The sequence below is a fragment of the Lysinibacillus sp. CNPSo 3705 genome (genome assembly GCF_028674935.1).
Classification (GTDB): domain Bacteria; phylum Bacillota; class Bacilli; order Bacillales_A; family Planococcaceae; genus Lysinibacillus.
Genome location: NZ_JAQZSD010000001.1, coordinates 105011 through 116963 on the forward strand (window position 1 = coordinate 105011; position 11953 = coordinate 116963).

The 11953-nt window shown below is 38.5% G+C and carries 7 protein-coding genes and 1 pseudogene; all 8 read left to right on the top strand.

Annotated elements, in window-relative coordinates:
* The first annotated feature begins 53 nt into the window (after positions 1-53).
* On the top strand, positions 54-779 hold the full coding sequence (gene pyrH, locus PVA17_RS00515) for a UMP kinase (RefSeq protein WP_132357413.1): 726 nt from the start codon (positions 54-56) through the stop codon (positions 777-779).
* Positions 779-1336 (top strand): ribosome recycling factor, encoded by a 558-nt coding sequence (gene frr, locus PVA17_RS00520; protein WP_132357412.1) that lies wholly within the window; start codon positions 779-781, stop codon positions 1334-1336. The genes pyrH and frr overlap by 1 nt, the downstream gene beginning before the upstream one ends.
* Positions 1337-1832: 496 nt before the next feature.
* Positions 1833-2627, top strand: a complete 795-nt coding sequence (locus PVA17_RS00525) for an undecaprenyl pyrophosphate synthase (protein ID WP_132357411.1) — start codon at positions 1833-1835, stop codon at positions 2625-2627.
* Positions 2624-3424 (top strand): phosphatidate cytidylyltransferase, encoded by an 801-nt coding sequence (locus PVA17_RS00530; RefSeq protein ID WP_132357410.1) that lies wholly within the window; start codon positions 2624-2626, stop codon positions 3422-3424. Before PVA17_RS00525 ends, PVA17_RS00530 begins: the two co-directional genes overlap by 4 nt.
* A gap of 165 nt (positions 3425-3589) precedes the next feature.
* A complete protein-coding gene (gene dxr / locus PVA17_RS00535) occupies positions 3590-4735 on the top strand; it encodes a 1-deoxy-D-xylulose-5-phosphate reductoisomerase (RefSeq protein WP_132357409.1) in 1146 nt (381 codons plus the stop codon).
* A 45-nt stretch (positions 4736-4780) separates the two neighbouring features.
* A complete protein-coding gene (rseP, locus tag PVA17_RS00540) occupies positions 4781-6043 on the top strand; it encodes an RIP metalloprotease RseP (RefSeq protein WP_132357408.1) in 1263 nt (420 codons plus the stop codon).
* Positions 6044-6508: 465 nt separating this feature from the next.
* Positions 6509-8215: a proline--tRNA ligase gene (locus PVA17_RS00545; protein WP_132357407.1), complete on the top strand. Its 1707-nt coding sequence runs from the start codon at positions 6509-6511 to the stop codon at positions 8213-8215.
* A 470-nt stretch (positions 8216-8685) separates the two neighbouring features.
* Positions 8686-11613 (top strand): annotated as a pseudogene (locus PVA17_RS00550) (PolC-type DNA polymerase III); the annotation flags it as partial.
* Positions 11614-11953: the final 340 nt, after the last annotated feature.

The following is an 11953-nucleotide window of genomic DNA, read 5'->3' on the forward strand; positions in this document are numbered from 1 at the left end:
ATAATGGAAAAGGGAATAGAGATGTTTTAAATAAAGTCTGACGGAGGTTTACAATGAGTGTGCCACAATATAATCGAGTAGTTATAAAATTAAGTGGTGAAGCGTTAGCTGGGGAAGCGGGCTTCGGTTTATCACCAAAAATTATCAAGTCTGTTGCAGAACAGGTAAAAGAAGTAGTAGATCTTGATGTAGAAGTTGCTGTTGTTGTAGGTGGCGGTAATATATGGCGTGGAAAGATCGGTAGCGAAATGGGAATGGATCGTGCAGCAGCTGATTATATGGGTATGCTAGCAACGGTTATGAACTCTTTAGCGTTACAAGATGCACTGGAGAAATTAGGAATTGAAACACGTGTGCAATCTTCTATCGTAATGACACAAGTAGCCGAGCCATATATTCGCCGTAAAGCAGTTCGTCATCTAGAGAAAAAACGTGTAGTTATTTTTGCAGCAGGTACTGGTAACCCATTCTTCTCTACTGATACTACAGCTGCGTTACGTGCAGCTGAAATCGACGCAGATGCGATTTTAATGGCGAAAAATAATGTAGATGGTGTTTATTCTGCAGATCCAAAAGTAGATGCAACTGCCATTAAATATGATACACTCACATACTTAGACGTTATCCAACAAGGCTTACAAGTAATGGATTCTACAGCTTCTACTTTATGTATGGATAACGATATTCCGTTAATTGTCTTCTCAATTACGGAACCAGGTAATATTAAACGTGCCGTACAAGGCGAAAAAATTGGAACAGTTGTTAGGAGGAATGCATAATGGCTAAACAAGTTTTAGAACAAGCTAAAGAAAAAATGAACAAAACAATTGCTGCTTTTTCACGTGAACTATCTTCAATCCGAGCAGGTCGTGCAAATGCAGCTTTATTAGATCGCATTACGGTTGATTATTATGGTGCACCAACACCGATTAATCAGCTGGGGGGTGTTTCGGTACCAGAAGCACGCTTATTAGTTATTACACCTTACGACAAAACAATTTTAGGTGAAATCGAAAAAGCAATTTTGAAATCAGATATTGGTATTACACCAACAAATGATGGATCTGTTATTCGTTTAATGATTCCTGCTTTAACAGAAGATCGTCGTAAAGATCTTGTGAAGCAAGTGAAAAAAGAAGCAGAGGATGCAAAAATCGCTGTACGTAATGTTCGTCGCGATGCGAATGATGATCTAAAAAAACTTGAAAAAGCTGGCGAAATCACAGAAGATGACCTACGAGGCTACGGTGAAGATATTCAAAAATTAACAGATGAATTCATCGTTAAAGTGGATCAAGTGACGAAAGAAAAAGAAAAAGAAATTCTAGAAGTGTAAGCAACTCGTTTTGCATATCTATGATGGAACTTTTTGATGAGATGAAGGCGTCCTATATATATAAAGGACGTCTTTTCTCTTTACTGTTAGGTGTCTTCATTCAGGCAGGTATATAAATACTTACCGAGACAGAGCATCCTTAATTGTATTAAGGGAAATATCTTTCATCTACTTTTGCTTTCATTTAAGATTAAGAAGAACTATTCTTAACGTGAACTAAAATACATTATTATGAACAAAATAAGGGAAACAATTACGCCTTCAATTGTGGGCGTGATAAAAGTCTTAAATGTCCCTCTACAAAAAAAGTTCATCACCAAAGGTTGATAAGTTGATGTTCGTTTAACTCAACATATGGTGATATCTTAAATGTGTGTAGTTCTAAAATAAGGTAGTTCATACATAGTCAATTTAGAGGGAAAAAAAAGACAAAACGTGCTTTTGTTTGTTATGATAGGTTAGTATACGTCCGATTAGTTGTAGTGGGGGAGTTAGCATGTTTAAAAAGCTATTAGGTAAACAAATAAATATAGATTCACTATCATTGGAGGAACGTGTTGCCCTTGCTAAAAACGAGCCGATTCCTGCCCATGTAGCGATTATTATGGACGGAAATGGACGTTGGGCAAAGAAACGTGCCATGCCACGTGTTGCTGGGCACCATGAAGGTATGAAGACGGTACGAAAGGTAACTAGATTTGCGTCAGATCTTGGTATTAAAGTTTTAACGGTGTACGCATTCTCTACAGAAAATTGGAAGCGACCAAAACCAGAGGTCGATTTCCTAATGCGTTTACCTGTAGAATTTTTAGGCTCCTTTTTACCTGAAATGATGGAACGCAATGTACGTGTTGAGATGATAGGAGATCCATCTTTATTACCTGCACATACGCAAAAAGCGTTGTATGAAGCGATGGAGGAGACGAAGCATAATACAGGTTTAATTTTAAATTTTGCTCTGAATTATGGAAGTCGTTCAGAAATGGTTAACGCTATGAAAACAATGCTTCAGAAGGTGCAGGAAGGTCAACTAACAATGCAAGACATAACAGAGGAATGCTTGACATCTCATTTAATGACGGCTCATTTGCCTGAGCCAGATTTATTAATTCGTACAAGTGGTGAAGTGCGATTAAGCAACTTTATGTTATGGCAGCTCGCCTATACAGAATTTTGGTTTACAGATACATTGTGGCCAGATTTTAGCGAGGAAAACTTACTGGCAGCGGTGGAAAACTACCAGAAACGTAATCGCCGTTACGGTGGGTTGAAGGGAGAAGAAACAACTTGAAACAACGAATTATTACAGCAATAATTGCAGCAGCACTATTTATTCCATTTGTTATTTATGGAAAAGTGCCATTTACAATACTTGTGCTTGCAATGGCTGTTGTCGGCTTTTATGAAATACTAAAAATGAAAGGTATTTCACTTTTTTCAATACCTGGTTTTTTAGGGTTACTAACATTAATACTTCTTGTTATACCAACAGACTGGTCCAATAAGGTAGTAGATGCAATTGGCTATTCCTCCAATTTAATGGTTGTTTATGGTCTAATGATGCTATTACTCATATATGTAGTTCTTGTAAAAAATAAAATTACATTCGATGAAGTTGCATTTATATTATTAGGTACGTTTTATGTCGGGTTAGGCTTCCATTATTTAATCGAAACACGAAGCTATGGTCTAGAGTTTGTCGTATATTGTTTACTTGTAGTTTGGACAACTGACTCAGGTGCATATTTTGTAGGAAGAAAACTAGGCAAAAATAAGCTATGGCCAGAAATTTCACCGAAGAAAACCGTGGAAGGTTTTATTGGGGGAATTGTCATTGCCGTAATCTTTGCTGTTGGGATGCAGGCAATTTATCCGTTTGCGAACGGCTATGTCTCACTTATTTTCATCACAATTTTTGCGTCAATTATTGGTCAAATGGGCGATTTAGTGGAATCGGCTATCAAGCGTCATTTTGACGTAAAGGATTCCGGCAATATTTTACCTGGCCATGGCGGTATTTTAGATCGCTTTGATAGTCTATTATTTGTCGTGCCTTTACTCCATTTTTTACATCTTTTTGGTAACTAGGAACAATAGCGGCTCGTTGGACTCTTCCTGGAAAGAGTCTAGTCGGAACTACAAATCAACTCTACTTATGGTGATGAGCCATAACCATAGCATTGACCGCTAAACAGAGTGGTAATAATCGTGCTATATCATTTTTGCTGAGATAGAAAAAGGGGACAACTCGTCGTGAAAAAAATTAGTTTACTTGGTGCAACTGGTTCAATCGGTTGGCAAACCTATGATATTTTAAAAGAACAACGCGATGCCTTTCATTTAGTAGCGTTTTCTTCAGGAAAAAATATCGAAAAAACTCGTGAAATGATTGAAACTTTAAAGCCTGAGCTTGTATCTGTTCAATTAGAAGAAGATGCCATGATGCTCGCTAAAGAATATCCACAAGTACACTTTACGTTTGGTGCAAAAGGGCTTGTAGAGGTCGCTACACATCCTGATTCGACAGTGCTAGTAAACGCGGTTCTTGGAAGTGTTGGACTAGAATCGACATTAGCTGCAATTCGCATGGGCAAAACAATTGCCATTGCCAATAAAGAAACACTTGTAACCGCTGGCCATTTAGTGATGGCAGAGGCTAAGAAATATAATACAGCAATTTTGCCGGTTGATAGTGAGCATTCTGCGATTTTCCAATCGATGAATGGTGAGAATCCGAAAAATATTGAACGATTAATTATTACGGCTTCTGGTGGTAGCTTCCGTGACAAAACACGCGAGGAATTGAAGCATGTAACGGTTGCAGATGCACTAAATCACCCGAACTGGTCTATGGGTGCGAAAATTACGATAGATTCAGCTACAATGATGAATAAAGGGCTAGAAGTCATTGAAGCACATGTGTTATTTAATATGCCTTATGATAAAATTGATGTACTTTTGCATAGAGAAAGTATTATTCACTCCCTAGTTGAGTATCATGATACTAGTGTCATTGCACAGCTAGGTACGCCGGACATGCGTGTACCTATCCAATATGCATTAAGTTACCCAGATCGTATGCCGCTACATAACGGACAACGACTTAATTTAGCACAAATTGGTCAGCTACATTTTAAAGAAATGGATATGGAGCGTTATCCAGCATTGCGACTAGCATATGAGGCTGGGCGCACAGGCGGTACAATTTTAACAGCGATGAATGCAGCAAATGAAGCTGCAGTTGCGGCATTTTTACAAGGGAAAATAACATTCCTTGAAATTGACGAAACGATTGAGCGTGTAATGCAAGCACATAACAACATATTAGTGCCAGATTTACAAACAATTTTGCATGTGGACAGGGAAACGAGAAAAACAGTGTTAGACATGGTAAAATAAAGAGAGAAAATATCGTTAACTATTCGCTTTTAAAGGTGGGGTTTTATGCAAACAGCTATTGCATTTATTTTAATATTTGGCCTACTTGTATTCTTCCATGAATTTGGTCACTTCTTATTCGCGAAACGAGCAGGAATTATGGTTCGGGAATTTGCAATCGGTATGGGACCAAAAATTTATGGAAAAACACATGGTGAAACAATCTATACGATACGTTTATTGCCGATCGGCGGTTATGTGCGTATGGCTGGCGAGGACATGGATGGCGCCGAATTACAGCCGGGCTATCGAGTAGGGCTTATTGTAGATGAAGATAATGTTGTAAAGAAAATTATCTTTAATCAAAATAATAAGCAATTACCGGATTTGTTATTTTTAGAAGTTGAGCATGCCGATTTAGAAAAGGATTTGTTTGTAGAAGGCTATGATGAAGAGGAAAAATTAGTTCGTTATAATGTTGCAAGAGATTGTATGCTCGTAGAAAACGGAAAAGAAACGTTAATTGCACCATACGATCGTCAATTTAACGCTAAGACAGTCGGTCAACGAGCTATGGCAATCTTTGCAGGCCCGTTATTTAACTTTATATTAGCGTTTATTATTTATATGCTGATTGGATTAATTCATGGTGTACCTACGTATGAGCCAATCATTACAGAAGTAGTAGAAAATGATCCAGCTGCACAAGCAGGAATGCTTGCAGGTGATAAAGTTGTTGGCATTGACGGACAAGTAGTTAAAAAATGGCAAGACTTGGCTGCTATTGTACAAGATCACCCTGGTGAAAATATTACTGTAACAGTTGATCGAAATGGTCAGCAAGTTAACCTAAATATGAAGGTAAAAGAAATAGTACAAAATGGCGATAAATATGGTCAAATAGGGGTTAAGTATGAGAGCCCACGTGAATTTAACCCATTAAAGGCTGTTGTTTATGGCGCACAAGAAACTTATAATATGACTGTTCGAATTTTTGAATTGCTTGGTATGTTAATTACCGGTAAGTTCACGATAGATGCTCTATCAGGACCAGTAGGAATTTATAAAGCGACAGAGCAGGTTGCTCAATATGGATTCATGAATTTAATGAATTGGGCTGCGATGTTAAGTATTAACCTTGGAATTATGAATTTACTACCGCTTCCAGCACTTGATGGTGGTCGTCTATTGTTCTTTGGCTTCGAAGCAGTAAGAGGCAAACCAATAGATCGTCAAAAAGAGGGTCTTGTGCATTTTGTCGGTATCGTACTATTGATGATCTTAATGGTCGTAGTTACATGGAATGATATACAACGATTTTTCTTTTAACTTATGTCAGCAGATGCCAAACATCCGCTTAAATAGAGGAACTCAGTCTAAGAACGCCACGTCACATCGATGCCGCTGTCGCGTAGGAAAAAAACATGTTGCTGCGCTGCGTTAGCACTATGCTTTCGCACAAAAAACATTTGTTGGCCTAAAGCCTCTCAGTGAATGTCACCTAAAATCATTGCATCCATGCGATAACGGCTGACTGACCTGCATCACGGCTAAAGCACAAAGCCAATTCCGGACGCAATTATGCAGAGGCATAATTGAGCTAAATAAATGAAGTTAAGTTAAGTTTTTCAAGTGAAATATAGTTAGAAGATGCCAAGGCAAGTATGCTAAGGTGAAAATGGATTGAAAAAACATAGCTTTGAGCGCAATTTTTTTGAAACATTGCGTTCAAAGCTAAATTTGTTTATGCTAATTAGAGTATAAAACTTATCTATTAAAAAGGTGGAACACTGAATGAAGCAAAGTAAAACATTTATCCCAACGCTACGTGAAGTACCTGCTGATGCAGAGGTAAAATCACATAAGCAATTATTACGTGCAGGGTTTATTCGTCAAAATACAAGTGGGGTATACTCGTATTTACCGCTTGCAAAACGTGTGTTAACAAAAATAGAAAATATTATTCGTGAAGAGATGGAAGCGATCAATTCTATTGAGCTTTTAATGCCTTCATTACAATCTGCGGAACTTTGGCAGGAATCAGGCCGCTGGGAAAAATACGGTCCAGAATTAATGCGTTTAAAGGACCGTCATGATCGTGATTTCGCATTAGGGCCAACTCATGAAGAAGTGATCACAACTTTAGTACGCGATGAAATTAAATCGTATAAAAAATTACCGCTAACACTTTATCAAATTCAAACTAAATTCCGTGATGAAAAACGTCCTCGCTTTGGTTTACTACGAGGCAGAGAGTTTATTATGAAAGATGCATACTCTTTCCATGCATCACGTGAAAGTTTGGATGAAACATATGATGATATGTATCGTGCTTATTCAAATATTTTCTCTCGTCTAGGTTTAAACTATCGTGCAGTTATTGCAGATGCAGGCTCGATTGGTGGGAAAGGTACGCATGAATTTATGGTGCTTTCTGAAATTGGGGAAGATACAATTGCATACTCTGACACGTCTAATTATGCTGCAAACATCGAAATGGCAGAAGTTCTTGTAGACTATCAACCATCAGATGAAGCATTAAAAGAGCTTGAAAAAGTGGCAACACCAGACCAAAAAACAATCGAAGAAGTATCAGCTTTCTTAAATGTTGAGCCTTCAAATGTCATTAAATCATTAGTATTTGATGTTGACGGTGAATTAGTTGTTGTCCTTGCTCGTGGAGATCACGAAATTAATGATATTAAGCTGAAAAATGCGCTTGATGCTGGTTCTGTTGAACTTGCTAGTGAAGCGGCAATCCGTGATTTATTAGGCTGTGGAGTTGGTTCAATCGGTCCTGTTAAATTACCAGTAGACGTCAAAGTAGTGGCTGACAATGCTATCAAATCTATACGTAACGGTGTAGCTGGTGCAAATGAAGATGGTTTCCATTTAGTTAATGTTAATCCAGAGCGTGATTTTGCAGTGAATGAATACTTAGATATTCGTTTTATTCAAGAGGGTGATCCATCTCCAGATGGACAAGGATTGATCAAATTTGCAGAAGGTATCGAGGTTGGTCATATTTTCAAATTAGGAACAACTTACTCTGCAAAAATGAATGGTACATTCTTAGACGAACAAGGTAAATCACAACCGTTTATCATGGGATGCTATGGTATTGGTGTATCACGTATTTTAGCTGCTGTTGCAGAGCATTTCCAAGATGAAAATGGTTTTGTTTGGCCAACACAATTAGCGCCATATGATATCCATGTTGTCCCTGTTAATACAAAGGATGAAACACAGGTTGCCTTAGCTGATGAGCTATATGGCTTATTAAAATCATACCGTTATGATGTGCTATTAGATGATCGTGCTGAGCGCGCTGGGGTTAAATTCGCAGATGCTGACTTAATTGGCTTACCGGTCCGCGTAACAGTAGGTAAAAAAGCAACAGAAGGTATAGTTGAGGTTAAATTCCGTCAAACAGGTGAAACGTTCGAATGGAAAAAAGAAGAGGTCATTGATCGCTTAAATGAATTTTTCCGCAAAAATTAACTCCTTTTAGCTGAAGTCCCTTTTTAGTGGATGTCCAAGCACCCGCTGAAATAGAGGAGCTCAGTCTAAAAAAACGCCACATCCTGTTGCAACGACTGAATGTCCAACTTCGTGATGGCCTAAAGCATGGAATCGGAAAGGAGCTAAGGTTGCTAGCCTAAATTCATCGATGTGATAATGGCTACTGACCTGCATATGCAAACCTAAGTGCCAAGCCGATTCCGAAATAATTGATTTTCCTTTAGATATGCTTGTCCCAAAAAGGATGAAATGGCATTAAATAGATAAAGATTCGCGCCACTTCTCGGGGACAGCGAGCCAAGCATGAATTCATAGATGTTTAGGATTTGTGAGGCTTGACAGTCGCCCGCGGAAAGGGAGCGAATTTTTTCTTTAGTTCGTAAACGTTGGTGAGGAAATAAAACAAGGGGCTTTTAAGATGCCTCTTTCTGAAAGTAGGTGTCAATAGATTGGAACAGCAACAAGAAGCAAGAACGAAGTTTCAAATGCTCTTGCAACAACTAGAGTTAACAGATGATGTGTATATGTCCTTTTTTGAAGAAGGTGAATTATCACGCCTAACTGTACACAAAAAGAACAGGCTATGGAATTTTACCATTAAATTACGAGACGTACTTCCTTTTCCGCTATACCAATTATTTCGTACTCGGTTGACTGAAAAATTTTCAGCTATCGCTCAAATCCACACAACTTTTGATACGATAGAGAAAAATGTTACCGAAGAACTTGTCCAACAATATTGGTTAACAGTAGTAGAACAAATAGATGAGATGGCGCCACCCTTAAAACATTGTCTAGCATCGCAAATGCCTATGTGGAATGGGCAAAAGATCACTTTATCTTGCATGCAAGAAATGGAATTTATGATGCTGAAAACAAAGTATGCAGAAAAGCTTTCCGAAAGCTATAGTCAATTTGGCTTTCCACACATTGTGATAGATTTTATGCTTCAAGATCAAACGGAAGAAATGATCGCGGCACAGGAAGCTTTCATGGAACAGAGGCGTTTAGAGGAAGCAGCTTTAGCCCAACAAGCGATACAAGATTACCAAAAACGTGAGCAGGAGAAGAAAGAAAATCCAGCTATTGCGAACCTTGGTGACCGCCCATTCCAGCTTGGTATGCTAATTAAAGATGATGAAACAATGGAAATTAAACGCATTGTTGAGGAAGAACGCCGTGTTATCATAGAAGGTTTTGTTTTTGATACGGAAATTAGGGAGCTGAAAAGTGGTCGCTCTTTATTACAAATTAAAATCACCGATTATACGGATTCTATCGTAGTAAAAATGTTCTCACGTGATAATGATGATGCAGAACTTATGAAGCATTTGAAAAAAGGCATGTGGGTAAAAGTCCGAGGCTCTGTACAAACTGACACATTCATTCGTGATTTAATCGTTATGGCAAATGATATCAATGAAATCAAAAAAGAAACACGACAGGATACGGCGCCAGATGGAGAAAAACGAGTCGAATTACATTTGCATACACCAATGAGTCAAATGGACGCTGTGACACCAGTTGAAAGACTTGTTGCGCAGGCGGCAAAGTGGGGTCATCCGGCCGTGGCTATTACTGACCATGCTGTTGTGCAATCTTTCCCAGAGGCTTATTCAGCAGGGAAAAAGCATGGTATAAAAGTTATTTATGGCTTGGAGGCTAATTTAGTAGATGACGGTGTACCGATTGCTTATGCACCTGAGAACCGATTATTAGCTGATACTACTTATGTCGTGTTTGACGTAGAGACGACAGGTTTATCTACTGCTTACGATACTATTATTGAGCTAGCTGCAGTTAAAATTCAAGATGGAAATGTTATAGACAAATACGAAAGCTTTGCCAATCCTCATCATCCACTTTCAGCAACGACCATTGAGCTGACAGGTATTACAGATGATATGGTACGGAACGCGCCAGAAGTAGAACAAGTCATTAAGGAGTTCCATGAATTTATCGGAGATAGCATAGTCGTAGCCCATAATGCATCGTTTGATATGGGCTTTTTATACACAGGCTATAAAAAATATGGGCTAGAGGGAACAGTTCATCCAGTTATTGATACGTTGGAGCTTGCGAGAATGCTGTATCCAACGATGAAAAACCATCGTTTAAATACGCTTTGTAAAAAATTCAATATTGAATTAACCCAGCATCACCGAGCTATTTATGATACAGAGGCAACGGGTTATTTACTTTTACAGCTGCTAAAAGATGCAGCCGAAGTAGATATTAAATACCACGACGACTTTAATAAGCATGTTGGTGGTGGAGATGCATATAAAAAGGGACGACCAATGCATTGCACAATATTAGCGGTAGATAATGCTGGATTAAAAAATTTATTTAAAATAGTCAGCCACTCCCATACAAAAACTTTCTATCGTGTACCTCGCGTAACACGAGCGGTTCTAGAGCAATATAGAGAAGGTTTATTAGTCGGATCAGGTTGTAGTAATGGTGAATTATTCGAGACGATGATGAATAAATCCCCAGAGGAAGCAGAGCAAGTTGCAAGATTTTATGATTATATTGAAGTTCAACCAAAAGCAGTGTATGCACCGTTAATTGAGCGCAATGTCATACGTGATGAATGGACACTTGAAGATATTATTCGCAAGCTTGTAAAGCTCGGGAAGAAAATTGATAAACCGGTTGTAGCTACCGGTAATGTCCATTACTTAGATCCGACAGATGGGATGTTTAGACAAATACTAATTGGCTCTCAAGGTGGTGCCAACATCTTAAATAGATCAAAGCTACCTGAAGTTCATTTTAGAACGACTAATGAGATGCTTAAGGAATTTGATTTTTTAGGACCGGATCTTGCGAAGGAAGTCGTTGTCACCAATTCTCAAAAAGTCGCAAATATGATTGGTGATGTTAAGCCGATTAAAGATGATTTATATACACCAAAAATTGAAGGCTCCGATGATGAGGTTACAAATTTAACCTATGAAATGGCACATCTAATATATGGAGAAGAACTACCAGAAATCGTGAAGGCCCGAATTGAAAAGGAATTAAAGTCAATTTTAGGCCATGGTTTCGGCGTAATTTATTTAATTTCAGCGAAGCTTGTGAAAAAATCATTAGCGGATGGCTATTTAGTAGGTTCTCGTGGATCTGTTGGATCTTCGTTAGTAGCGACCTTTATGGAGATTACTGAAGTAAATCCACTTCCACCGCATTATATTTGTCCAAATTGTAAGCATTCCGAGTTTTTTAATGATGGTTCAGTAAGCTCAGGCTTTGACTTACCAAATAAAGATTGTACGGAATGTGGAACACCGTATAAAAAAGATGGACAGGATATCCCATTCGAAACGTTCCTTGGCTTTAAAGGAGATAAGGTACCTGATATCGATTTGAGTGCGACACGTTGTTAACTGAAAAGGTTAACCACCTTAATTGGTAGAACTGCTATTTCAAAGTGTGGAATGAGAGAGTAACGTCTTGAAACACACTCGCTAAAGCTACGACAAGCGTGGACGGTATTGCAAACACCAAAAACGTTTGAAGCTCGTTAAAGTAGGCTGAAGTTCACCCAAACAGTTTGGCTGTGGAAAGAGGGATAGAAATCTCTTGTGAATGATAGGTCTGGCGTCTATAAAATTCCTATGGTTAGAACCGGTAGAATCATCGAGACGAACCCTCGACTGACTTTTCGTAAATATCACGTAGTAGAAATGCTGCGGGGTCCAGTGAGGACTT